The sequence below is a fragment of the Microlunatus elymi genome (assembly GCF_007362775.1).
GTDB classification, from domain to species: Bacteria; Actinomycetota; Actinomycetes; order Propionibacteriales; family Propionibacteriaceae; genus Microlunatus; species Microlunatus elymi.
Window position 1 is genome coordinate 2,551,264 of the sequence record NZ_CP041692.1, and the last position, 24,840, is coordinate 2,576,103.

Genomic DNA, 24,840 nt, shown 5'->3' on the forward strand with positions numbered 1-24,840 from the left:
TGCGACCGCGCTTCGGTCAGAGGCGGTTGCGCAGCCCGCTGGCTCGGTTGGCGGGCCGCAGGGTGGCACGCCGGATCGCATCCTCGGCGCCGATCACGATCACTCGTTCGGTGGCCCGGGTGACGGCGGTGTAGAGCAGCTCGCGGGTCAGCAGCGGGGAGTCCGGTGGCGGCACCACGAAGGACACGGTCCGAAACTGGCTGCCCTGAGCTCGGTGCACCGTCATCGCATGCACCGACTGGACGGCGTCCAGCCGGACCGGGGAGATCATGGTCGCCTCGCCGCCGCGAGCGAACGCGGCCCGGATCCCGTTCGCGGTCTGCACCACCACGCCGGTGTCGCCGTTGTAGAGCGACATCTCGTAGTCATTGGCGGTGATCAACAACGGGCGGCCCGGATACCACTCGCCGGCGGTGGCGTAGCCGGGCAGCGAATCTCCCAACCAGCGCAGGATCTCCCGGGTCCAGTGCGTCACCCCGTACGGCCCGCGTCGGTGGGCGCAGAGCAGGCGATGGCGTTCCAGTCCGGCCAACGCCGCGGACACGTCGCCGGCTTCGGCGGCGACCTTGATCGCTCGCGCCGTGTCGACCACCTCGGTCCGAAGCAGCACCAGTGCGCCCGGCTCGAAGGCGGCATCTCCGGCGACCGCGGGGTCGCCGATCGGCTCGGTGAAGATCAGACTCTCGTCGCCGGACCGCAGCACCTCCATCACCCGGTCTGGATCACTGGCCCGGATCGCCCGGGCCAATTGATCGATCGCTCCACCGAACCGCCAGGTGTGCTGAAGCCGGACCACGGCTCGTGCCGGTTGTTGATCGTCGACGGTCCGATCACCAGCCGGCGGCTGGTCCGGCAACACCTGTTCGAGCGACTCCTGCAGACCGGGTACGGCACCCCCGGCCGCACCGACGATGTCGGCCAGCACCGCGCCGGCCTCCACCGAGGACAGCTGATCGGGGTCGCCGACCAGGATCAGCCGAGCATCGGGGCGCACGGCATCGAGCAGCCGCGCCATCAGGGTGAGCGACACCATCGACATCTCGTCCACCACCACCACGTCGTAGGGCAGGTGGTTGCGGGCGTGATGGCGGAATCGGCTGCGGCTCTCCGGCACCCAGCCCAGCAACCGATGCAGGGTGGAGGCGGTCAGCTCGCCGAGCCGGCCGCGGTCGCTCGTCGGCAGCCGGCCGGACGCCTCCCGCACAGCCTCCTCCAGCCGGGCCGCCGCCTTTCCGGTCGGGGCGGCCAACGCGATCCGCAACGGCCGATATCGGGCGCCCGAGTCCGCGGCAGCCAATTGTTGATCTTGCAGCAACGCCAGCAGTTTCGCCACCGTGGTGGTCTTGCCGGTGCCCGGACCGCCGGCCAGCACGCTCACCCAACGCAGCACGCTGATCGCGGCCGCCCGCTGCTGCAGGTCCGGTTCGCCCGGCGCCAAACCTGCCGAGTCGAAGATCCGCTGCAGCCCGGAACGGAGCCGATCAAGATCGACAACCGGCGGCGGCGCGGCGGCCCGCAGCTGGAGCTGGCGCCGTACCGTCTCCTCCTGCCGCCAATAACGTTCGAGGTAGAGCAGGCCGCCGGCCATCCGCAGTGGCCGCCCGTCCGGTTCGCCCTCGGCCGCGATCAGCGGGCTGTCCGAGCAGTCGGCGAACCAGGATTCCGGCTCCGGCCACGCCAACGCGGACACGTCCAGTTGCTGGCTCGCGTCCTCGGCGGTGGTGTCGGCGAACACGGCATCGGCGATGGTCCGCAGGTCGATGCAGACCGACCCGGCCCGCAACGCCCGCACCGCCAGAGCAATCGCGAGCTGCACCTGGGGACGGGTCTCGCCGCCGATCCGGCCGATCGCCCGGGCGGCATGCACGTCGGCGACGCCGAGCACCCCGGCTCGGTTGAACTCCCCGAGCAAACCCGGCACCCCGTGGGCCAGCTGCACGTCGTCGCGATCGGCAGCCGCGGTCGTCGCGACGGCGGCCGGTGCTGTAGCCGACAGAGGGTCCAGGCCGATCGAGGTCATCGTGGCTGACCCCCGTGATCGAGCAACTCGGACAATTGCGTGATCAACTCCGCGGGCGGCCGCCAGGAGAACACCCCGCAGGGCACCCCGTCCTCCCGCGGCGTGTCCGGTCCACCCATGCCGCGGACGAAGAGATACAGCACCCCGCCGAGATGATCTTCGGGCCGGTAGCCGGGCTGCCGCCAACGCAGGTAGCGATGCAGTGCGGCGGAGTAGAGCAGCGCCTGCAGCGGATAGTGCGCCCGCATCATCGCCTCCGGCAACCGGGACGGGCTGTAGGCGGTCAGCCGCAGCGGACGCTGATCAAGATCACCGAGCCAGTTCGTCTTGTAGTCCACGACCAGATACCGCGGCCGGTCGCCGCCGATCCGCAGCACCGCGTCGATGCTGCCGTTCAGATAGCCGCGCAGCGGTTGCTCGGCCAGTACGGGATCGGTCAGCAGAGCCGGATACCGCGCCAGCGGCCCGTCGGCGAGGTGGCGTTCCAGCAGCGGCGCCAGATCGGCGAGCCGGACCTCGGCTCGTGGCCGGTCGCCGCCGGCCAACGGCAGCTCGAAGGTGAGCTCGGCGAGCCTGTCCTCGACGCCGATGTCGGACAGCCGCAGCCCGTCGGCCAGCGGTCCCAACGGCGTCAGCATCGCCGGCAGAATCCCGTCCGCGAGCGCCTCGGCAGTCATCGGCTGGGCGGGCAGCTTGGCCAACTCGTCGGCAGCCAGCTCGCGCAACGCGGTACGAACTCGGTCGGCACGGTCGACGTCTTCGGAATCAGGGTGACCGGCTTGGGGGTCGACCCGTTCCAGGATGGCGTGCACCAGCGTGCCGAACGCGGCACCCAGCGGCAGCGCGTCCATCGGCGAGACGTCCCCGGCCACCGCCGGCCCCCCGCCTGGTCCGCCGGTCGTGAGTGCGCCGACGCCGATCTCGCCGGTTGCGATCTCGGTCAGCGACTGCGTGGCAGCGGTCTCGTCGTCCTCCTTGGTCACATCGACCTCGCTGCCGACCCCGGCCGCCGCGAGTTCGCTGCCGTGTGCCGCCGCGGTCAGCGACGAGTACGAGGTGCGTCGCCAGTCCAGGTCGAGGGCACGGTCGAACCGCCGACGGCCCAGCATCGGCGGCGCCGGAAGCTCGGGCTGCCAGCTGACGACCGGCCGGGTCTCGATCGGCTCGACGGAGAACAGTGGGGCGCCGTCCTCGGACCGTGCGGCGGGGCCGAGCAGCGGCAACGTACCGGGATCGGTGTTCAGCGGATACCGATCGGCCGGCTCGGCCGCACCGGACTCGCGGGAGCGGAAGAGGAATCGCTGCAGGCCCGATCCGGGAGTGTTTCGGCCGGACGGCATCCACCAGGAGATCAGCTGGACCTGCGCTCGGGTGAAGGCGACATAGGCGAGCCGGAGATCCTCCCCGGCGTCCTCCTGCCGGCATCGAGCCAGCCGTTCGGCCCGGCCGGCTCCGCCGAGCCCGCCCACGTCGAGCACCAGATCGCCGCCCGGACGCGGATCGTCACCCGGCGCGGGCGCTGTCGTGCCGCCGCGGTCGTGCAGCCGCAGCAGCCGGCCGTCGTCCTCGTCCCGGACGAATCGATCCCACGCCTCCGGCAGGTAGACGATCGGGAACTGCAGTCCCTTGCTCCGATGCACGGTGAGGATCTGCACCGCCTCGGCATCGGTCTCCAACCGGCGGCTCTGCTCGTCGAGACCGGCGCCCTGAGCCTCGTCGATCCGTTGCCGCAGCCAGTCGATCAGGGCGCCGACGCCCAGTCGGCCGCCGACCATCGCCGCATGCAGGCTCTGCCCGATGTGACGCAGGTCGGTGAGCCGGCGTTCACCGCCGACCGAGCCCAGCAGCCGTCGGCCGAGCTCGGTCTCGGCGGTGATCACCTCCATCAGCCCGGCCACGCCGCGATGGTTCAGTGTGCGGCTCCAGCGCCGGATCATCGCCGACAGTTCGGTGAGTTGATCTTCGTCCGCGGTCGCCAGTCGGCGCATCGTCCAGCCGACGAACGGGGTCAGCGCGACGGCCCGGACATGGGCCTGGCGTGGTTGTTCGAGCGCGGTCAGCAGGGTCAGCCAGTGGGTGCCCAACTCGCCGGAGTAGACGCTGTTGGCACCCAGCACCACCGCCGGGATGCCGGCCGCGGTCAGCGCGGTCCGGATCTCCTCGGCACGTTCGTTGCGGCGGACCAGGACGGCGATGTCGCCGGGCCGAATCGGTCGACCGCCGGGTTCGTCGATGCACAGCAGGGGTTTGGCCGCCAGCAGCGCGGCAACATCGGCAACGAGATCGCGCGTCACCGTACGCCGCAATCCACGCACCCACTGCTGATCCTCGGGATCGTAAGCCTGGTAGCGGATCCGGATCGGGGCACAGAGATCCGGCGCCGATTCGGTCAGCCCGAGTTGATCTTGGGCCGGTCGCAGCCTGCGTCGCCGATGATGCGCCCGAACCGGACGTACGGCGATCCGCGGATCGCCCAGCGTCGACTCGCCCATCAGCCGGTCCATCGCGGTCACCAGCGCCGTGTCACTGCGCCAGTTCACGCCGAGTGTGCCAACCTGCCCGGCCTCGGCAACGGCATCGAGATAGGAGTAGACGTCGGCTCCGCGGAAGGCGTAGATGGCCTGCTTCGGGTCGCCGATCAAGATCAACGTCGCCCCGTCACCACGACCGGACGGCCCGACGAACGCCGTACGCAGGATGTCCCACTGCACCGGATCGGTGTCCTGGAATTCGTCCACCAGCACGACCGAGTAGCGCTGCCGCAGCCGGTTCGCGGCCCGTTCGCCGAGCTGCGGATCATGCAGCGTGTCACGCAGCCGGGTCAACATGTCGGAGTAGCTGTAGAGCCGCCGGCGGGACTTGCGGACGCGCAGCGCCCGGCGGACGTCCTGGGCGAAGCCGTACCGCTGAGCCGGAGCCGATCGGTTCTGGTCGGCCTCGGGCACCGGCACCAGCGGGACGGATTCGTCCCGGATCACGTCGGTGGCGATCCGGATCGCCTCGGCGAAGTCGAAGGGTGGTGCGGCGGCATCGGCGGCGAACCGTTGCAGGTAGCAGTCGCCGGCGACCTCGTGGGTCAGATCGGTCAGGCTGTCGGTGAACGTCGCATCGGGTTCATGATCGCCGAGCACGCCGAGCTCGTCCAGCATGGTCTGGCAGAACTCGTGGGTGGTGGCGATCGTGGCCGCGTCGAACTCCGCCAGCGCGGCCCGGATCCGGCGGTGACGCAGGCGTAGTTCGGATCGTCGGCCGGTGATCAACAACCGCGTGACGTCGTCGGGATGATCAACTTCGATCTCTTGATCATCGTCGACCTCGCGGGACAGCGCCACGGCCAGCGCTTGTTCGACGTCGACCAGTCGCTCACGCACCCGCATCCGCAGCTCGTTGGTGGCCATCCGGCCGAAGGTGATCACCATCAGCTCGGGCAGCTCGGCCACGCCTTCGGCGAGGTAGCGGGCAGCGAGGGCGGCGATGGTGTAGGTCTTGCCGGTGCCGGCGCTGGCCTCCAGCACGGTGGTGCCGGTGGGCAGCTCGCCGCAGACGTCGAAGGAGGTCGGCTCGGTCCGGGTCGCGTACGGGGTCTGGGTCATGATCAACTCAGCTCCTCGGCCAGCAGGAGCGGATGCCAGACCCGGCGGGCCAGAGTGCCGAATCGGCTCGGCTCGCCGAGGCTGCCGCGAGCCTCGGTGTCGATCGCCGGCACCTTGATCAACTCCTGGTAGCCGAATTCGTCGCCGAAGAAGGCACGGTAGGCGGCATCGCGATCCCACTGTTCGAAGAGTTTGGCGAGCTTGCCCTGCAGATTGCGGATCGGCAGATCCGGTTTGGTCTGCCGGATCCGGGCGTACTCGGCGGCCGTCTGCATCGGCAGTGCCAGTGGTTCGCCCAGACCGGTGCGGTAGAGATCGACCAGATCTGCCAGCACCAGCCGGGCGAACTGCGGCGAGACCGGGCCGAGCACCGAGGTCGGCGGATTCCAGGCGTTGCCCCGTCCGATGGTGATCGCCTGCCACGGCCTCGGATCGCCGGCGGTGACGGCCAGCAGCTTGATCCACGACTGCAACCGATGCTTGGGTCCGAGCCGCGAATACTGCACAGTGATCAACTGGTCGCCGTACACACCGGCGACCGTGCCGACCAGCGCGTGCTCGGTGTAGCCGCCCGCCCCGTCGGTGACCTCCAGCTGGGCGCTGACGTCGGCCGTACGCGGCTCGGCCGTCAGCAGCGGCCGGGCGCGTTCGGCGACTTCGGCGACGTTGTCGGCAACCGGCGCCAAGGCCCGCTGACCGATGGCTCGCGGCGGGACCTCGCCCCGCCGCCACTCCGCACCGACCAGTTGGTCGAGCTCGACTCCGGACAATCGCCGGCGCAACATCCGATCCCCGATCGCCCACGCCTGCAAGGGATCCAGCTCGATCGGCATGGTGTCCAGGTCCGCCGGCTCGTCCTCGTACAGACTCAGGCCGGCTCGGCATCTGACCAGGAACCGAAGGGGATGGTTGTAGAAGTTGATCAGGTCGGTCAGTTGGATCAGTTCCGGCAGCCGGTAGCGGGGCAGCGGCCGGATGTCGAACACCGGCTCGGCGGGCTCCCGCGGCCGCACCAGAGCACGGGCACCGGCCAGCGCGTCCGGGTCGAAACTGAACGCCCGGGGAGAAGTGAAATTGCGGGGGTCGAACGGTTGCAGCGGATGCCGATGCAGGATCTGGGTGCGGACCGGTCCGCCGTCGGCAGCGGATGCGGTCTGATCCAGCACGTCGAGCAGCTCGCCCAACGGCACCGACGGCGGCTTCTCGGCGTTCGTCCGCGGGTCGGCGCCGGAGTAGATGATCATCAACCGGTCGGTGCTGGACATGATCGCGTCCAGCAGCAGTTGCCGGTCCTCGCTGCGCCGGTCCCGGTCGCCGATCCAGGGATCGGCGGCGAGCAGGTCGTCGCCGTCCAGCCGTCCGGCGCGGGGGAAGACGCCGTCGTCCAGCCCGAGCAGGCAGACCACCCGGTGCGGCACCGAGCGCATCGGCATCATGGTCGCCACCGTCAGGGTGCCGGTACGGAAGTTGGCTCGGCTCGGTCGGCCGGCGAAGAGGTCGGCCAGCACGGCCCGCGCCTCCCGTCTGGTCAGCGGCAGCTCGTCGCGATCGGCCGCGGACTCGGCGATCCGGGCCAGCTCGCCGTACGCCTGGCCGACCTGCCAGTTGTCCGACGTCGACACCGCTGTCATCAGCTCGAGCGCCTGCCGGCAGGCCTGGATCCAGGACCGCAGCGGCTGCGGCCGGGCGAAGGAGTCGATCACCGCGCGCAGCCGTCGGACCACCTCGGTCAGCCGGCCGACCAGGTCCACGTCGCCGGCGTCGATGTCGTCCATCGGCAGGGTGGTGCCGAGGAAATGCTCGCCGTCCTCGTCCATGGCGACCCCGAGCAGTATCCGATCCAGCCCGGCAGCCCAGGTGTTCTGCGCGAATCCGTCCATCCCGAAGCGCTGCCGGTCGGCAGTGTCCAGGCCCCATCGCACACCCGACCGCTCGACCAACTCGCGCAGTCGGTGCAGGTCGTCGTCGGTGAAGTCGAACTTGGTCGCGACCGGAGCTGTTGCGCACAGGTCGGCCACCACCGACGCCTCGACCCGGGACTCCGCCAGATCGAACAGCTCGGCCAGCACCTGAAGCAGGGGATTGAGCTGTCGCAACGAGCGGTCGGCCAACCGGACCCGCAGCTGATGGCCCGGATGCCCGGCGAATGCGGTGTCGTCCTCGTCGGTCAGCTGGGCGCCGAATGCGGCCGAGATCAGCGGAGCGTAGGTCTCGATGTCCGGGCACATCACGATGATGTCCCGAGGCTCCAGCGTCGGTTCCTCGGCCAGCAGCCCCAGCAGCAGTTCGCGCAGCACCTCGACCTGCCGGTCCGGACCGTGCGCCGCATGCACCGAGATGCTGTCGTCGTCGGCCCCGATGCGATCGGCCGCAGCAGGCGTACTCAGTGGCCGGTCGGCCGCCAGATCGGACTGCAACCGGGACAGCAACGTCGCCGGCGGTTGATCGGCATCATCCAGAGGATGATCTTGAACGTCCGCCGGCAACCCGGCCAGGCTGAGCTGGAACTCGCGGGAATCCCGGCCGAGGTAGCCGAGCAGTCTGTTCTGCGGAATGGTCGCGGTCGGGTCCGCGGCCCGACGTCCCGCCGCCGCCGGCAACATCGCGTCGCGCTCGAGGTCGTGACCGAACCCGTCCCGGTCGTCGAGTGCGTGCGCGATCGCCGCCCACAGCGCGGGGGAGGCGTGCGGCAACCAGAGGTGGATCTGCCGATGCCGGGCCAGCGCGGAGAGCACCGCAAGCGTCGCGTACGGCAATCGGGTCGGGCCGAAGACCGAGACCCGGCCCGGCAGGTCGGAACACTCCGGCTCCATGATCAACTTCTGACAGGCCGTACGGAGCCGCTCGGCCGGGCTGGGCGAACCGATCTCGGCCCGCAACCGCCGCCACAACTCCGCCTGCCAGCCCCACTCGGACGGCAGCGCGTTGCCGTTGCCGTCAACGTCGCGGCCGGCGATCCAGTGCTCGATCATCTGCGGTCGGTTGGCCGCGTAGCTGTCCAGCAGCTCGGCCAGATGCCGGGTGGTCGCGAACCGTCGACCGGCGCCCGAGTCATCGGCGGCGGGGGAGTCGGCGGAGCGGGCCAGGTAGCGCCACAGCGGCTCGGCCCAGCGCTGCTGCCGGGCCGAGTCCACCACCGAGAGCAGTGGCCAGACCGCCCGGCGCGGATGCCACGGATCTTCTCTCGGGTCGACGCCGGTGACACCGAAGAGTGCCTGGCCGACCATCCGCTCCGGGGAAGGGAAGTCGATGCCGGCACAGACGCCGTCGCCGGCTGCCTCGCCGGCGGCACCCAGCACGTGGGACAGCGATTGGGCCAGCCAGCGCTCGACCCCGCGGGTGGGCACCGCGACGATCTCGGTCGCGAACGGATCGGGTAGCGGGGTCCGCAGGACGGCGCCGAGTCCGGTGACCAACCGGTCGGCTCGTCGTGCCCGATGTAGCTGAATTCCCATGGCGTCCGCCACTCTAAAGTGCGCCACCGACAGTGTGGTCAGGAGCGGCCCAGCAGCACGTCGGCGATCACCCGATCGGCGGCGGAGAGACCGCCGCCGCTGTCGTCGTTCTCGATGTCCCAGACCACGTTCTGCAGCACCCGGGCCAAGGTCCAGGCGGTGGCCCGATCCCGATCCAGATCCAGCACCTCGGTCATCAGATCGAACCGCCGCCGCAGCGCCCCGGCCACCTCGCCCCGGGCGATCACGTCGGACCAGCGGTTGTGCAGGGCCGGCAGCAGTTCGAAGCCGGGATCGCCGGCCAGCGGCTTCGGGTCGATCGCCAGCCAAGGCTCCCGGCCCGTGTCGGGCAGGCTGCCGAGCACGTTCTGATAGTGAAGATCCCAATGCAGCAGCCGATCTCCGGACTCCGGCAGCACTTCGCCGAGTGCGGCTGCGCAACTGTTGATCATGGTCCGCAACGGATCGTTGCCGATCTTGGCCAGGGTGGGCGGCACTCGTTGCAGCAACCGTTCGCCGATGTCGGACAACCGGCGCAGCTGCGGTGGTGCCGGCCATCGGCTGAGCCTGGCCAGCAGTTCGGACAGCAGCTGGAGCGCGGCAAGATCATCTTCGATCACGTCCAGACTGCGTTCGGCATCCGCGCGTTCCAGCAGCAGACTCCCGGTCTGTTGATCATGGTCGAGCAACCGGATTGCGCCGTCGCCGTGCCATGCTTGCAGGGCTACGGGTTCGCCGACGGTCTCGTCGTCGATCGGCTGCAGCTTCAGCACCGCCGGACCATGATCAACACTGCGCACCGGCAGCACCCAGGCCACCGCACCGTGTCCGCTCGGACCGTCCGGAGTGAGTTGCCACTGCTGCAACAGTTCGGCGGCGATCCTCGGAGCCTCGGACACCCACCGGAGCCCGGCCTCGCCGAAATATCTTCGATGCGAGTCGACCAGCTCCGGCGGCACTCGGAGCCCTGCGAAGTTGATCATCACATCAACCGCGCACCTCGGCCAGCAATCGCTCAGCGGCCGCGGGCAACTCGTCCGGGCGGTCGATGATCACGTCCGGATCGCTGGCCAGCAACTCGTCGCGACTGCCGTAGCCCCAGCTGACCGCGATCGTACGCAGTCCTTCGGCACGGCCGCCGGAGATGTCGGAGTGTCGATCGCCGACCATGATCATCTTTTCCGCGGGTGGTTCGCCGAGAGCGATCCGGGTGGCCTTGATGATTGCCGGCTTGTCGACGACACCGTCCTGCGCGCCGCCGATCACCTCGAAACGTCCGGCGACGCCATGGTGCTGCAGAAACGGGATGGCAGTGGTGATCAACTTCATCGTCGCGGTGGCCAGCCGATAGTGCGGCCGCAGCAGGTCGAGCAACTCGGCGACGCCGGGGAACAGGGCCGCGTTACGGATGCCCCGACCGAGATAGTGCCGGCGATAGGCCTCGACCGCCGGCGTGATCAACTCCTCCGGCAGTCCGATCCGGGCGAAGATCACCGCCGGTGGCGGACCGAGATCACTGAGCAACTCCGCCTCGTCCGGCGGTTCGAATCCGACGTCGCGCAACGCCTGCTGCTGGGCCGCGACAATGCCGGGAGCCGAGTCCAGCACCGTACCGTCGAGATCGAACAAGATCACCGGGCGGTCGTCGGCAACATCTGCAGGCTGAACGGACACGTACGGCATCTCATCACAGTCCCGGCGGACGCCGCGAAGCGGTCGCTCAGAGCGACGCGAGCTTGGCGGTCACCTCGCGCACCGACGGGTTCGTCAGCGCGGAACCGTCGGAGAACACCAGCGTCGGCACGGTCTGATTGCCGTGATTCACCGACGCCACCAGCTCAGCGGCCGCCGGCTGTTGCTCGATGTCCACCTCGTCGAAGTCGATCTGCTCGCGCTTCAGTTGCTGCTTCAGCCGGAAGCAATATCCGCACCAGGGGGTGGTGTACATGGTGAACGTGCTCATGCCGACAGCCAACCGGATCGCCGGACGAACTATTCCGCGGGATGCTCGCCGGCCGCGTTGTCGGTACGCCGGTCTAGGGTCGTCGGCATGACGATCTCGGCCAGTCCTGCGGCAGTCCCCGACGCGGACCAGCTGCTGGATCGGCTGGATCCGGAGCAGCGGGCGGTGGCCACCAGCCTGGGCGGGCCGGTGGCGGTGATCGCCGGCGCCGGCACCGGCAAGACCCGGGCGATCACCCACCGGATCGCCTACGCCGTGGCGACCGGGGTGTATGCGCCGACCTCGGTGCTTGCCGTCACCTTCACCACCCGGGCCGCCGGCGAGATGCGAGGCCGGCTGCAACGGCTGGGCATCGCTGGGGTGCAGGCCCGGACGTTCCACTCGGCCGCGTTGCGGCAGGCGCAGTACTTCTGGCCCAAGGCGTACGGGTCGGATCTGCCGCCCGTGCTGGACAACCGGTACGGGGTGATCGCCGAGGCCGCTTCTCGGCTGCGGCTGCCCACCGCGGCGCCGGGCCTGCGGGACCTGATGAGCGAAATCAGCTGGGCCAAGGTCAGCAACGTCACCCCCGACAGCTACCTTGAGCTGGCCGGATCACGCGGTCGCGAGCTCGCTTCCTTCGACGCCGAGACGGTGGCCCGCGCCTTCGCGGCGTACGAGGAGGTCAAGCGGGAGCGGCAGCGGATCGACTTCGAGGACATCCTGCTCTGCACCGCGGCGATGATCGCCGAGCACGATCGGGTCGCCACCGAGATCCGCCGCACCTACCGGCATCTGGTGGTCGACGAGTATCAGGACGTCAGCCCGCTGCAGCAGGCGTTGCTCGACCTGTGGCGCGGCGACTCGCAGGATCTCTGTGTGGTCGGCGATCCGGCGCAGACGATTCACTCCTTCGCCGGCGCACAGGCCGGCTTCCTGACCGGTTTCGCCAAACGCCACCCGGGCAGCACCGTGATCCGGCTGATTCGCGACTACCGCTCCACCCCGCAGGTCGTCCGGGTCGCCAATCGGGTGCTGCAACGGGCCCGCCCCGCCGACGGTGGTCAGCTCGGTTCGGTCCAGTTGGAGGCCCAGCGCGAGTCCGGCCCGGAGCCGGTGTTCGCCGACGCAGCCGACGAAGCGTCCGAAGCCGCCGACGTCGCGGACTGGCTGGCCTCGCTGCACAAGGGCGGTATCGAGTACCGCGAGATGGCCGTGCTGTTCCGGGTGAACGCCCAGTCACCCGCCTTCGAGCAGGCGCTGGCCGATCGCGACGTGCCCTACCTGGTCCGCGGCGGCGAGCGCTTCTACGAGCGGCCGGAGGTCCGGCAGGCGTTGATCACCTTGCGCACGCAGGCCCGGATCGCGGCCTCCGGCGAATCCACCGAACCCGACTCGCGGTCTGCGGCCGAGCAGGTGAAGCTGCTGCTCGGCAGCATGGGCTGGACCGACCAGCCACCTTCCGGCACCGGTGCGGTGCGGGAGCGGTGGGAGTCGCTGGCGGCCCTGGTCTCGGTGGCCGACGACCTGGTCCGGCAACAACCGGGTTGCACGCTGGCCGATGTCGTGGTCGAGCTGCAACGTCGAGCCGACGCCCAACACGTGCCGAGCGCCGACGGTGTCACGGTGTCCACCCTGCACTCGGCCAAGGGGCTGGAGTGGGAGGCCGTTGCCGTCGTCGGCGTCAGCGAGGGATCACTGCCGTTCGTGCTGGCTACCACGCCGGACGAGGTCGAGGAGGAGCGGCGGCTGTTCTATGTCGGCGTCACGCGGGCCAAGACCCGGCTGCGGATCTCCTGGGCCCGGACCCGGAACGGATCCGGCGAGCGGCGGCCGTCGCGCTTCATCGACGGTGTCCGGCCGGGCAGCGGTGCGACCCGGCCGAACGGACCGGTCCGGTCTGCTCGGCGAACGTCCACCGCGCTGGCGGCAACCTGCCGATCCTGCGGCCGGCACCTGAACGATGCGGCCGAGCGCAAGCTCGGACGTCACGCCGGCTGCCCGGCCAGCTACGACGAGCCGACCCTGGAGCGGTTGCGGACCTGGCGCAAGTCCCAGGCCGAGACCGAGCGGGTGCCGGCCTACTGCGTCTTCACCGACGCAACGCTGCTGGCGATCGCGGAGGCCCGGCCTCGTACCGCGCGCGAGTTGATCAAGGTCACCGGAGTCGGCGCGACCAAGATCAGCAAGTACGGTGCCGACCTGTTGGAGGTCGTCAATGACAGTTGAAATCTGCAGCATTCGCTTCGGACGATGTGGTGTCGGAGTGCGGCTCGGCGACTTACTCGTACCTTAGGTTCTGCGCCGATCGAGCATCTGAGGTGGCCATCGGGAAAATAAGTCACCGAAACGGGCTAAATCGGTTGCCACGCAGCCCATGTGGCCATAGTGTTTCCGATGCGGCAATCATCCGGCCGCAAAATCCACCGGACATCGAGTCAGGAGTCTGACGATGTTGATCATGCGCCGAGAGGAGGCAGTGACATGGCGACGTTGACCCGCAGCATCAGCACGCGGTCCACCGTGATCATCCCAGCATCGCGCCCACGGCTGACGATGTCGCTGTCGCGTGCTCTCGGCACGATCATGCCCGCCGGTGGCCGTTATTCCGCCTCCGTCCGCCCGACGGCCGGCATCGCGCTTCATCAGGACCTGCTGTCGCAGATCAATGACCACAAGTCCATCACCACCGACGTCACCGTGCAGCTCGACTCGAGCAAGCCGTGCGCTGCCGTCATCGACCAGGGTGCTCAGGGTATGAGCCGCAACGCCAAGGGCGCCTTTGTCACCAGTCTGGGGTCCAGACCTCCGAGTCCACCGGTGTAGATCAACACCGAGCCGACTCAAGGCCGTGAACCCGAGGCAATCCGGGATTCACGGCCTTCGTGTTTCCCGGCCCAAACCGAGGGCGGTTCCGCCCGGCGTAAACCAACGCCGTAGCGGGCCACCCGAGAAGAGAAGTTGGCCGACATGTTTGATGCAGTCAGTAACCAGTCCCTGGCCACCCAACTGCTCGCGCCTGTCGTGGGGGAGATCTTCGATCCGATGTTCGCCGCGGACGACACTCCGTGTCGTCTCGTCGATCCGGAGGTGTTCTTTGCCGAGCAGCCCGCGGATGTGGAGTACGCGAAGTCGCTGTGCCGCGATTGCCCGGTGCAGGATGCCTGCCTCGCCGGCGCCCTGCAGCGGCACGAGCCGTGGGGTGTCTGGGGCGGACAGTTGCTGGTCCAGGGTGAGGTTGTGGCTCGGAAGCGCCCGCGAGGGCGTCCACGGAAGCATCCGTTGCCCGAGCAGACCGAGGTAGCTCCCTCCGTGGTGCGCCGGTGGGCCCTGGAGCCGCAGCACAAGGACCGCCGGGTTGCCGTCGGTGCGCAGCAGGGTCCGGGGCGCGGGTCCGAGGACCGTCCGGAGCGAGCGGCATGACCGCCGAGCCGGTCGGCAGGATCTTCGGCGGACCGAGCACCCTCGGCGGGGGTCGGGCGAGCCGGATGTTCCACGCCGTCCGGCTCTGGCTCGGTCGCGCCCTGTCCTGATGACCTGGGGTAGCTGTCCTGATCGCCTGGGGTAGCAGGTCAGAAACGCCCGCCGCCCGGCAACTTCGGTTGCCGGGCGGCGGGCGTCTTGTCTGCTGATGCGTTACGGCAGCGGGTGATCAGTCGTCGAGCTCGGCCGTGTGGCATACCGCCTCGATGTTGTTTCCCTCGGTGTCGCGGACGAAGACGGCGAAGTAGTGCTCGTGGTATTCGGGCCAGATCCGCGGCTCGTGCAGGATCTCCGCGCCGAGATCGGTCGCGGCCTGACCGAACGCCCGGACCGTGGCCGCGTCCGGCGCGGTGAAGGCCACGTGCACCTCGCGGTTGGCGCCGACACCCTCGAAGGTGGAGATCCAGAACTGCGGCTGTTCGGTGCCGTAGCCGACGGCGACGCCGAAGTCCATCAACCGGCGATGTCCGAGCACCCCCAGGACCTTGTCGTAGAAGGCGCTCGCGGTGGCCATGTCACTGACGTTGATGCCGAAATGATCAATCATGGCTCGATCCTTGCCGAAGCCACCGACACTCGCTGCCGAAGCGATCGATCCGATCTCGCCGAATCCGCTGTCAGGCCGGTTCGACCGCGAACCCGGGCAGAAACTCGTCCAGCACGGCCCGGAAACCGGCCGTGATGCCGAGCTGGGAGAGCACCGCGATGCCGCCCATCCAGACCCGGTGGATCAGCAGGTAGTCGGTCGGCAGGTTGAACGCCTTGCCGAATTCGCGGGCAGCGATCGAGTCGGCGTTGGCCTGCCGGTAGATGTCCTGCATCCAGGCCCGGTTGAAGGTGAACTGCTCCTCGGCGGCCGGTTCGACGAACGGTGCCAGGTAGTCCATCACCAGTTGCGGATCCACCTCGCGGGTGAGGAATCCCTCCTGCTGCAGCAGCGCCACCGCCGCATGATCATCGCCGGTCATCGCGATCCGCAACGTCCGGCCGATCTCGTACGGCAGGCCGTCGGGAAGCCGAGCCACCAGGCCGAAGTCGACGACGCCGAGCCGCCCGTCGGCCAGCACCTTGAAGTTGCCGGGATGCGGGTCGGCATGCAGCATCTGGACCCGGCTCGGGCCGGCGAACAGGAAGCGTACGTACTTCAGGCCGATGGTGTTGCGTTCGTCGTCCGGCCGGTCGGCGATGCCGGTCAGCGGCTCGCCGTCGATCCAGTCGCTGACCATCACCCGCTGGGTGTGCGCCAGCACGTTCGGTACGACGAACTCGGGATCGTCGGCGAAGGCGTCGGCGAACGCCTGCTGGGACCGTGCCTCGAGGTTGTAGTCGAGTTCCTCGTCGATTCGGGCCGCGAACTCCTCGGCCACCGCCTTGACGTCCATCCCACCGGCCAGCGGGCCGGCGATGGAGGCGAGCCGGCCCAACTGCTTCAGGTCCGATCGCAGCGCCTCGTCGGCGCCGGGGTACTGCACCTTCACCGCCACCGTCCGGCCGTCGGACCAGACCGCGCGATGCACCTGGCCGATCGAGGCGGCCGCGGCCGGCCGCGACTCGAAGCTGCGGAAGTGATCCCGCCAGTGCGGGCCGAGTTCACGCGCGAGCACCGCGTGCACGCGCGAGGTCGGCATCGGCGGCGCGGAATCGCGCAGCATCGACAGCTTCTCCCGGTACGGGGCAGCCACCTCGTCGGGCAGGAACGACTCGAACAGGCTCATCGCCTGGCCGACCTTCATCGCCCCGCCCTTCAGCTCACCCAGCACCCGGAACAGCTGATCGGCCGCCCGCGCCTGCAGCTGCTCGTTCACGGTCTCCGCGGGCGTCCCGCCCAGCCGCTTGCCCAGGCCGAGGGTGGCCCGGCCGGCATAGCCGATCGGCAGCGAGGCGAGTTTGGCACCGCGCCGGAACGCGGAGCGGGCCAGCGAGTCGTCGTCTGAACTCATGCGGCCATTCTTGCTCAGCAGCAATCCGGTCCGGCTCGGCCCAGACGTGGCCCTCGTCACGCGGCCCGTGATCACGCGTCCTGATCCGGATGTGCCTGGTCACGCGTACCAGGCGCAGCCGCAGGACGGGTGCATCGGCCAGCTGCGATAGCGCAGCTCGCACTCGGGCGCGACCAGCTCCAGCGTGCCCGAGGCGGTGCTCGGTACGCCGCCGGCCAGATGATGGGCGAGCTGGCCGACCGCGGTGGTACCGGCCCACGTCGCCAGCAGCGGCAGCACCGGCAGTCGGGTGCGGCACAGCTGGGCGAGCAGCAGCGGCCAGGCTTCGTCGGCGTCGCGGCGGGTCAGATCGGTGCAGCGCAGACACGGGCCGCGACCCGGTCGGACGAACGGACCGACCAGCACGCCGTCGAGAAGCGGTCGGACGAAGAGGTGCGGGTGGTCGATCCGGGTGTAGTCCTCGCCGATCGCGCGGTCCGGTTCGGCTCGGTCGGTCGCGATCACGGTCAGATCGGGACTGAGATGTTCGGGCTTGGTCCAGTGGCCGACGACCCGGACCTCGGTAGCGCACGGCAGCCCGTCGGTGTGGTCACGATCGGGCAGGTGTTGCAGCACGGACTGCAGTGCCTGCGCGGCCGAGGACGCGAGCCCCGGCCGCGGGTACACGGCCGGGTCGATCGGATCGCCGTCGACCAGGAAGAGGCTGCCGACCTGAGCCTCCAGCAGTGCGGTGGCGACCGCACGTCCGAGCCGGCCGGCGCCGACCAGTCGGATCCGCTGCCGGGACAGGTCGATGGCGGCGGCGGGGGCCGAGGTGTTGTCGATCAACAGGCCGGCGGAGGACAGTGAGCGCAGGATCCGGTCGATCAGTTCGGGCTCGATGTCCGAGCGTCGGGCCGCGGCCAGGATCTGCGACCGGCCGTGGTTGCCGTCGACCAGCGCGAGCACGGCGCGCAGGCCGGTCGGTGCACCGGAGAGCACCAGCCCCGCGTCCGGTCCGAGGCCGATCTGGAGTTGGCCCGGGCCGCGCTCCAGCACGGGCATACCGGGCACCAGACGAGGTCGTTCCTCGGTGGCGCGATCGACAGCTGGCATGAGTCGATTCTGGGGCCACGGCGGCCCCGGACCCGGGCGGTTGTCCACAGGTACGGGTACAGACCGCGCGGCGGATCGAGTTGCGTCGTCCTCGGAAAGGGCGTCCTGCGGAGACGACGATGGGGCGACACCGAATCGCGGTGTCGCCCCATTCGCAGTCGTCAGGTCCGGCAGACGCCGGGCACTTCAAAGTCTTCGGGTCAGGCCTTCCCGAGGATGCGGTTCAGGTTGGTGCCGCACACCGGGCACTTCGCCTTGGCCATCCGGGTGCCCTTCTCGTTGACCTTGACCTCGCCGGTGGCCTCACGCTTCTCCTTGCACTTGACACAGTAAAACTCACCACTGTAGGTCTCTGCAGCCACGTTCTCTCCTCGCTCGTACATGGGCGCTCATCTCCGTGGCCGGGTTTCCGGCACGGACCCGGGGGTCAGCCTGGCCGACAAGCGCTCACTCGCCGGTAACTCTAGGTGAGTATGCCGCAAACCCACTGCGCGTGCGGATTGCCGCCCGGTGTGTCGGCCGGGGCCGGGAAGGACGAAACCTCCAGGAACATCGGATCGCTTGCCTTCCCCTGCGAGCGTGCCGACCATCCGGAGGTTTCGTGACCTGCACGTTATGGGTAAATCTCCCACCCGTCAAACGCCGAGATCTCCACTTCGGTGGATAACTCTGTGGACGATGTGTGTACGCCCGGACTCGGCGTGTGGACACCCGTCCGTCGCCGACCGGTCACGCTGCGGTAGCCCTGTGGACACGTCCGGTTCGCGGGTTTCTCAAATTCGTGTCCGGAGGTGAGACGACCATCCCGAATCGGACCCGACCGACCGTCCCGTCCGGAGGAGGTTCTGAACGGTCGGCACGCGTTCGGAAACCCGTGCTGCCGTCCGCACATCGAGGCGTACATTTTCCAGCCGGCGTTGGCATCGGCCGTGCCCGACCGCTATCAGCGTGTGCGTTTTCCCACCGGAGCTGAGTTCGTGCCAATCCATGCGGTCCGGGTCGAAATCCAGCCATGCGGTCCGGGGTCGAAATCCAGCCCATGCGGTCGGGGGTCGAAATCCAGCCATGCGGTCCGGGGTCGAAATCCAGCCATGCGGTCCGGGGTCGAAATCCAGCCGGAGCCGGGTTTTGATCTCCTCAAGCCGCGTGTCCCGGCCGCAGAACCCGCACGTGCTGGAAAGTGACCGCCCGGACCGGACCCAGGGCGTCGGCACGCGACCAAACCAGTGCGTACGTGATGAGAAGCGTCGGTGCTGACGGCTAACGTTGGTCTCGCTGGAAATGACCAGCTCGGGAGCCCGGGTTCGGGCCCGGTCGCCGGCGGAGGAGGGGCTGATGGCACGACGTAGTCGGCGTCCTGCTGCCGACCAGCCGGCGTTGCTCGGCCCTGATCATCCGAAGCGGGCGGAGGATCAACCCGAGGCGGAGCGTTCGACTCCGTTGATGGCGCGCGACGAGTCGACCCGACAGTCCGCGGATGATCGTTCCGGACGAGATCCGCAGGTCGCCGAGGCGCCGAGGGTGGTCGTTCGCCGCAGCGCACGGCGCAAGCGCACCGTGACCGCCTATCGGGACGCCGACACCATCGTGGTGCTGATTCCGCAGCGGATGACCAAGGCCGACGAGCGGGTCTACGTCGAGGACATGGTCGCCAAGGTGCTGGCCCGGGAGTCGCGCAGCGCCGCGCCGCGCGGCGACACCGCGTTGGCCGACCGAGCCCGTGAGTTGTCCGAGCGCTATCTGGAGCCGCAGCTCGGCTACGCGCCGGAGCCGTCCTCGGTGAACTGGGTGACCAATCAGAATCACCGCTGGGGCTCGTGTACGCCCAGTGCTGCGACGATCCGGTTGTCCGACCGGATGCTGCCGATGCCGTCCTGGGTCGTCGATTACGTGCTGCTGCACGAGCTCGCGCACCTGGTCGAGGCAGGCCACACCCGGCGGTTCTGGCGGCTGGTCAACGTCTACCCGGATGCGGACAAGGCGCAGGGCTACCTGGAGGGATTCCAGGCCGCAGCCACTCTCGGCCGCGGCAGTGAAACACCGGCCCTCAACGGTGCCAGCCAGTGAGTGAAGCAGCCGCCGACAGCCGCTGGGTGATCGTGCTGTCGGACTATCGTGCAGTGGCGCCACCCGGCGTCGACGCGGCGACCTTCGCAGAAGCGTGCCTGACCGACAGTTACGAAGCGATCGCGGCGATGTCCGGCGTCCGTGCCGGTCTGGCCGGAGATTCTCCTGTCCTGGAAGAGATCCGCTGGCCCGAGGATGTGTTGATCAACTCCGACGGACGATCCGCGCTCGCCGTCGTCGACCGGCTGGCTGCCGGCGGACATGATCATCCGCCGACCGTGTTGATCATGATTCCGGCCGACGTGCCCGACCTGCCGGAGATGATCATCGCCAAGATCGCCAGGGCGCTGATCCGAGCCGACGTCGCGCTGGCCCCGCAGCTCGGTGGCGACGGGCCGGCCGTCGACGGGCTGGCCGCTGCCGGGGTACGGCTGCCGTGGCCTGACTGGCTGGACCGCGACCTCGACCTCGACCATGATCCGTACGCCGAATTGAGCGACCTGGCCCCCAGACGCAATCTGGTCGTGCACACGCCCGGCTGGCACCGTCTCCGCAGCCCCGATTCGGTGTGCCGCCTGGATCCCGGCCTGGAGGGGTGGGACAACCTCCGGTTGTTGCTGTCCGAGTGAGCCTGGACGAGTCCGAACCATGCCGGCGCAGTCAGCAGCGACGCGCGGCGGCGATCAACTCTCGTACGGTCCGGTCGATCGCCGGCAGCCGGTCGAGCGAGAACCATTGCACATCGGTGGATTCACTGCTGACCACCGGCGGTTGGGCCGGGTCGGCGGTGATCAAGTACTGGACGTCGAGATGGTAGGCCGGCCGGACCGGACCGCACGGCACCTCGTGCCGGGACAGCCGCAGGACCGGGCCGAGCGTCAGCTCAGCCAGCCCGGACTCCTCGGCGGCCTCCCGCAACGCCGCCGAACCGAGGTCGGGATCGGCGGTCTCGATGTGGCCACCGGTCTGCAACCAACGCCCGAGCTTGCGATGCAGCGTCAGCAGGACCCGATCTCGTTCCGGCGAGATGATCATGCTGCTGGCGGTCAGATGCTCGCCGACACAGTCTCGCGACCAGCCGTCCGGATGTCGCCGAAGATGATCAAGGTACGCGGTACGCAACCGTTCCTGATCCTCGTCCGGCGGCCGCCAGGCTGCGAGGACAGCTCGGCAGCCGGCCGCCAGCTCCATCGGCTTCGATCGATCGCGGCTGGTCAACCGGCGATCGCGTCCAGCTCGTTGATCACCGGGGCCGGCAACCGCAGCTCGGCTGCCGCGACATTCTGCTCCAGATGCGCCACCGAGGACGTACCCGGGATGAGCAGGATGTTCGGCGAACGCTGCAGCAGCCACGCCAGGGCGACCGCCATCGGCGTCTGGTCGAGCTCCTTGGCGATCGTGTCCAGCTGCTCCGACTGCAGCGGGTTGAAGCCGCCGAGCGGGAAGTACGGCACATACGCGATTCCCTGCTCTGCAAGGGAATCCACCAGTTCGTCGTCACGCCGGTCGGCCAGGTTGTAGAGATTCTGTACGCACACGATCGGGGCGATCGACCGGGCCTCGGCGACCTGCTCGGCATTCACCGTGCTGATCCCGATGTGCTTGATCAATCCGTCGCGCTGCAGCTCGGCCATCACCTCGACCGTGTCGGCGATCGACCCCGGTTCCGGCGCGGCGAATCCGCCCAGCCGCAGGTTGACCACCTCGATCACATCCAGCCCGAGATGATCAAGATTGTCGTGCACCTGCTGACGCAACGACTCCGGGCTCAGGTGCGGGATCCAGTTGCCCTGGTCGTCGCGTTGGGAGCCGATCTTGGTGACCAGGTGAAGATCATCGGGGTAGGGATGAAGCGCTTCCTTGATGATCTCGTTGGTCACGTACGGGCCGTAGTAGTCGGACGTGTCGATGTGGTTGATCCCCAACTCGACGGCCCGCCGCAACACCGCGACGGCTTCCGCGCGATCCGCCGGCGGACCGAAGACACCCGGCCCGGCCAGCTGCATCGCGCCGTACCCCATCCGGCCGAGGGTGAGATTCTCCGCCAGCGTGTACGAGCCGCCGGGAAGGGGTGCTTCGGTCATTCTTTTCCGTCCTCGTCTTGTTGTCCCTTGGGATTGTCCAGCAACTCGGCCAGCGCGGCGTCGAAGGCGGCGTCCTCGCTGCTGCGGGTCTCGCCCTTGGCGTAGCCGATCGGGTCGTCCAAGTCGGAGGAGGAGGGGAGCAGATCGGGGTGGGCCCAGATGGCGTCCCGGCCGTCCGCGCCGCGTTCGGCCCGGACCGCCGCCCACAGGTTGGCGGCATCGCGCAGCCGCCGCGGCCGCAACTCCAAGCCGACCAGGGTGGCGAAGGTGGCCTCGGCCGGACCGCCGGTCGCCCGCTGGCGTCGAACCATCTCGGCGATCGCCTCGGCCGACGGCATCCAGCGCGACGTCGCGACGCCGACCACGTCGTCGACCCAACCCTCGACCAGGGCCAGCATGGTCTCCAGCCGTTCCAGGGTCGCCTGCTGCGCCGGGGTCTTCTGCGGCTCGAACAGACCGCCCTCGAGCGCGGAGGACAGGTCCTCCAGGTTGCCGCCCTCGATCTCGCCGACGGCCTGCTCCAAGGCGGACGTGTCGATGGTGATGCCGCGGGCGTACTCGGCGACCAGTGCGAACATCTGCTCCCGCAGCCAGCCGGCCGAGGCGAACAACCGCTGCCTGGCCGCCTCCCGCAGCGCGAGGTAGATCACCACGTCCGAGGCCGACTGCTGCAGGCCTTCGGCGAACTTGCTGACATTGGTCGGCAGCATCGCGGCCTGGCCGGAGGGAGCCAACGGCAACCCGATGTCGGTCGTGCCGACCACCTCGCTGGCCAGATTGCCCAGCGCCTGGCCGACCTGCATGCCGAACATGCTCGCGCCCGAGCTGCGCAACATCGGCCGGAGCATCTGCTCCATGCCCTTCATCTCCGGCGGCAGACCCGGGTGATCCTCGCCACCCAGGCTGAGGGCACCCTCCATCGCGTCGGCGATGTGGGTTGCCACCGGCTCGATCAGCCGCTGCCAGGTGGGCATCGTCCGCTCGACCCAGTCGGCGCGGCTCCAGGCAGCGATCGTCCGTGCGCCCGGCGGAAACTCGGTGGCCTGGTCCAGCCAGGACTCGGCCAGTTCGAACGCGTCGCTGACCTCACGCCGCTGGGCGTCGTTGGGGGTGCGATCCTCGCCCAGCGAGGCGACGGTCTTGCGGGCGACGTCCTTGGTGACGTCCCAGTTCACGCCGCCGTCCGGCGCCGTGCCGCCGAACATGCCGCCGCCGGCTCCGCCGCTGCCGCCGAACATGGCGAACGCGTTCTGGAGTTGCTGCATCAGCGCGTTCATGTCCGGGGCCTGGCCTCCTTGGCCGCCGAACGCGGCGAACAACGCCTCCAGCGGATTCTCGCCGCCGGCCTGACCGGAGCCGCCGGGGGCGCCGGCTCCGCTGCCGCCAAAGCCGACCGGGCCGTTGCCCGGGGACGCAGGAGAGTGTTCGCCGGGCGTCGGCCCGAGCGGCCGCTGCGTCGGCCCGCCGGTGGCCGGATCGGAACCGGGGTTGGGCTGGTCCGAAGAGTCGTCCTCACCGAACGGGTCCTGGGGTAGTTCGTCGTCGCCGGGACGGCGGTCGTCGGCCATATCGCTGCTCCTCTGCCTGGGGGCTGTCGGTGCTGGGGTACGGGGTGATCAAGGACCGTGCCCTGAGTCGACCTCGCTCAAGTTCCGACAGCCCATTCAACCGCACCGGGACAACGCACCGAAGTCGACGGGTCGGCGTTCGCTCTCAGCAGAGTCAGGACTGCAGTTGCGAGCTCGCCTCGTCGACCAGCGCCTGAGAGCCGTCCCGGACGCTCGCTTTGCCGAACAGGATGTCGGTGGCGTGCCGGATCACGACCGACTCCAGCGAACTGCCGCCCGGCGGCACCTGGGCCGGGGTGTCACCCAGCTCCGACTCCGAGGTGGTGAGGAAGTCGATCACCGCCTTGCCGGCGGCATCCAGCTTCGGCTTGATCGAAGTCGCCACCTCGGTGTTCGGCGGCATCCCGCGCTCGTCCTGGATGAAACCGCCGCACTCGGTGCTGTTGACCCACCAGTTGACGAACTTGCCGACCGCTTCGGGGTTCTTGGTCCGGGCCGACGCGGACCAGAGCATGGTCGGAACCAGCCAGGACTTCCGCTGCGCCGCCTGGCCGGCGACGCTGGGGAAGCGCAGCATCTTCAGCTCGGTGCCGGCCGCCTCGGTCAGTGCGGAGAGCTGGTTGGTGGCGTACCAAGCGATGCCGAGCTTGCCCTTGACGAAGGGCGCCTGGTCGAAGTTCGTGCTTTGCTCCTCGCTGATCGCCGAGGCCGGCGGCACGCTGTTGTCCTTGGTGAACTTCATCCAGTACTCGAAGTACGGCACCAGGTCGAGGGTGTCGAAGCCCAGTTTGCGGTCGGCGGTGAACAAGTCCTTGCCGTGCTGCCGCAGCCACGCCTGCAGCGGATTCAAGGCTCCGAGTACGGCGAAGGCGCCCTGACTGCCGTACGTGCCCTTCGGGCTTTTCGCGGTCAGTTCCTTGGAGATCTCGTGGTACTGGTCCCAGGTCCAGGTCTTGTCGTCAGGGAGGTCGACGCCTGCGGCGGAGAACACCTTCGGGTTGACCATCACCCCGCAGCTGCCGACACCCATGGTGATCCCGGTCAGCTCGCCGTCGACCTTGCCGACGTCCACCGTGCCTGCAGCGAATTTGGAGGTGTCGGCGTACTGCCCCAGATCCAGCAGAGCGCCGCCGGCACTGTACTGCGCCAGGTAGGTGTTGGCCATCTGGATCACGTCCGGCGCGTTGTGGCCGGCCACTTGGGTGGCGAACTTGTCCCAGTAGGTGCCCCACTCTCCGGGAATCGGCTTCAAGGTCACCCCGGGGTTGGCCTTGTGATAGGCCGCGAGTGCCTGGTTGGTCTCCTCGTTGCGCAGCGGGTTGCCCCACCAAGTGACGCTCAGCTCGGCTTCGGTGGCCGAACCGGATTTGGCGTCGTCCTTCCCGCATCCGGTCAACCCGAATGATGTGGCCGCCAGGCTGGCCGCGCCGGCGACGCCGGCACCCAGAAGTTGACGTCGTGTGATCATCGGCAGAGTCCTTCTCAGGCTGTTGGGAACCGCTTTCCAGCGGATTGAACCGTGCCGGTGGACGCGGTGTCAAGGACATCGCGGCGCGTCGTTATGACGTTTCAACGGGTCGGGTGCGGGGCATC

General features: G+C 69.0%; 20 protein-coding genes. 6 read left to right on the forward strand and 14 right to left on the reverse strand.

From position 1 onward, the window contains the following. Positions 1-16: 16 nt before the first annotated feature. Genes recD through FOE78_RS11550 form a run of 6 tightly spaced genes read right to left on the reverse strand, consistent with a single transcriptional unit; the run spans position 17 to position 11,031 of the window. Positions 17-2,020 (reverse strand): exodeoxyribonuclease V subunit alpha, encoded by a 2,004-nt coding sequence (recD, locus tag FOE78_RS11525; protein WP_143986416.1) that lies wholly within the window; start codon positions 2,018-2,020, stop codon positions 17-19. Next, positions 2,017-5,613: a UvrD-helicase domain-containing protein gene (locus tag FOE78_RS11530; protein WP_143988748.1), complete on the reverse strand. Its 3,597-nt coding sequence runs from the start codon at positions 5,611-5,613 to the stop codon at positions 2,017-2,019. The genes recD and FOE78_RS11530 overlap by 4 nt, the downstream gene beginning before the upstream one ends. A gap of 2 nt (positions 5,614-5,615) precedes the next feature. Continuing rightward, positions 5,616-9,068, reverse strand: coding sequence for an exodeoxyribonuclease V subunit gamma (gene recC / locus FOE78_RS11535; protein ID WP_143986417.1), 3,453 nt, complete (start codon positions 9,066-9,068; stop codon positions 5,616-5,618). Positions 9,069-9,106: 38 nt separating this feature from the next. Further along, a complete protein-coding gene (locus FOE78_RS11540) occupies positions 9,107-10,051 on the reverse strand; it encodes an aminoglycoside phosphotransferase family protein (RefSeq protein ID WP_143986418.1) in 945 nt (314 codons plus the stop codon). Positions 10,052-10,055: 4 nt separating this feature from the next. After that, positions 10,056-10,742 (reverse strand): HAD family hydrolase, encoded by a 687-nt coding sequence (locus tag FOE78_RS11545; protein ID WP_168207487.1) that lies wholly within the window; start codon positions 10,740-10,742, stop codon positions 10,056-10,058. Positions 10,743-10,788: 46 nt separating this feature from the next. Next, positions 10,789-11,031, reverse strand: coding sequence for a mycoredoxin (locus FOE78_RS11550; RefSeq protein WP_143986420.1), 243 nt, complete (start codon positions 11,029-11,031; stop codon positions 10,789-10,791). 87 nt (positions 11,032-11,118) lie between these two features. Here FOE78_RS11550 and FOE78_RS11555 point away from each other — a divergent pair, with 87 nt between their 5' ends. The 4 genes from FOE78_RS11555 (at position 11,119) to FOE78_RS24165 (ending at position 14,543) form a co-directional block, all read left to right on the forward strand. Beyond that, entirely contained in the window at positions 11,119-13,239 is a 2,121-nt protein-coding gene (locus FOE78_RS11555) for an ATP-dependent DNA helicase UvrD2 (protein WP_210414537.1), read from the forward strand. A gap of 255 nt (positions 13,240-13,494) precedes the next feature. Next, positions 13,495-13,836 carry a hypothetical protein gene (locus FOE78_RS11560; protein WP_143986421.1) on the forward strand — a complete coding sequence of 114 codons (342 nt, stop codon included), beginning with the start codon at positions 13,495-13,497 and terminating at the stop codon, positions 13,834-13,836. Positions 13,837-13,980: 144 nt separating this feature from the next. Further along, positions 13,981-14,433, forward strand: a complete 453-nt coding sequence (locus tag FOE78_RS24900) for a WhiB family transcriptional regulator (protein ID WP_143986422.1) — start codon at positions 13,981-13,983, stop codon at positions 14,431-14,433. Continuing rightward, complete coding sequence (locus tag FOE78_RS24165; RefSeq protein ID WP_143986423.1) at positions 14,430-14,543, forward strand: DNA recombination/repair protein RecA; 114 nt, start codon at positions 14,430-14,432, stop codon at positions 14,541-14,543. Before FOE78_RS24900 ends, FOE78_RS24165 begins: the two co-directional genes overlap by 4 nt. Positions 14,544-14,662: 119 nt before the next feature. On the opposite strand, the gene FOE78_RS11575 is transcribed toward FOE78_RS24165, so the two are convergent. The 4 genes from FOE78_RS11575 to FOE78_RS11590 all read right to left on the reverse strand — a co-directional run bounded on the left by FOE78_RS11575 (position 14,663) and on the right by FOE78_RS11590 (position 17,890). Continuing rightward, positions 14,663-15,040, reverse strand: a complete 378-nt coding sequence (locus FOE78_RS11575) for a VOC family protein (protein ID WP_143986424.1) — start codon at positions 15,038-15,040, stop codon at positions 14,663-14,665. A 70-nt stretch (positions 15,041-15,110) separates the two neighbouring features. Then, positions 15,111-16,433, reverse strand: a complete 1,323-nt coding sequence (locus tag FOE78_RS11580) for an ABC1 kinase family protein (RefSeq protein WP_143986425.1) — start codon at positions 16,431-16,433, stop codon at positions 15,111-15,113. Between the two features lie 99 nt (positions 16,434-16,532). Then, complete coding sequence (locus FOE78_RS11585; protein WP_143986426.1) at positions 16,533-17,528, reverse strand: ThiF family adenylyltransferase; 996 nt, start codon at positions 17,526-17,528, stop codon at positions 16,533-16,535. A 200-nt stretch (positions 17,529-17,728) separates the two neighbouring features. Further along, positions 17,729-17,890, reverse strand: coding sequence for a DUF5679 domain-containing protein (locus tag FOE78_RS11590; protein ID WP_228265796.1), 162 nt, complete (start codon positions 17,888-17,890; stop codon positions 17,729-17,731). A gap of 973 nt (positions 17,891-18,863) precedes the next feature. Here FOE78_RS11590 and FOE78_RS11595 point away from each other — a divergent pair. Further along, positions 18,864-19,595, forward strand: coding sequence for a M48 metallopeptidase family protein (locus FOE78_RS11595; RefSeq protein WP_228265797.1), 732 nt, complete (start codon positions 18,864-18,866; stop codon positions 19,593-19,595). Beyond that, positions 19,592-20,224, forward strand: coding sequence for a hypothetical protein (locus tag FOE78_RS11600; protein WP_143986428.1), 633 nt, complete (start codon positions 19,592-19,594; stop codon positions 20,222-20,224). The genes FOE78_RS11595 and FOE78_RS11600 overlap by 4 nt, the downstream gene beginning before the upstream one ends. 31 nt (positions 20,225-20,255) lie before the next feature. Here FOE78_RS11600 and FOE78_RS11605 read toward each other — a convergent pair whose 3' ends face one another. The 4 genes from FOE78_RS11605 to FOE78_RS11620 all read right to left on the reverse strand — a co-directional run bounded on the left by FOE78_RS11605 (position 20,256) and on the right by FOE78_RS11620 (position 24,715). After that, the gene (locus FOE78_RS11605; protein WP_228265798.1) at positions 20,256-20,813 is read right to left on the reverse strand and encodes an NUDIX hydrolase; all 558 of its coding nucleotides are present in this window, start codon (positions 20,811-20,813) and stop codon (positions 20,256-20,258) included. Next, entirely contained in the window at positions 20,810-21,679 is an 870-nt protein-coding gene (locus FOE78_RS11610) for an oxidoreductase (protein ID WP_143986429.1), read from the reverse strand. The genes FOE78_RS11605 and FOE78_RS11610 overlap by 4 nt, the downstream gene beginning before the upstream one ends. Continuing rightward, positions 21,676-23,247, reverse strand: coding sequence for a zinc-dependent metalloprotease (locus FOE78_RS11615; protein WP_143986430.1), 1,572 nt, complete (start codon positions 23,245-23,247; stop codon positions 21,676-21,678). The genes FOE78_RS11610 and FOE78_RS11615 overlap by 4 nt, the downstream gene beginning before the upstream one ends. A gap of 154 nt (positions 23,248-23,401) precedes the next feature. Beyond that, positions 23,402-24,715 (reverse strand): ABC transporter substrate-binding protein, encoded by a 1,314-nt coding sequence (locus FOE78_RS11620; protein WP_143986431.1) that lies wholly within the window; start codon positions 24,713-24,715, stop codon positions 23,402-23,404. Between the last annotated feature and the right edge of the window lie 125 nt (positions 24,716-24,840).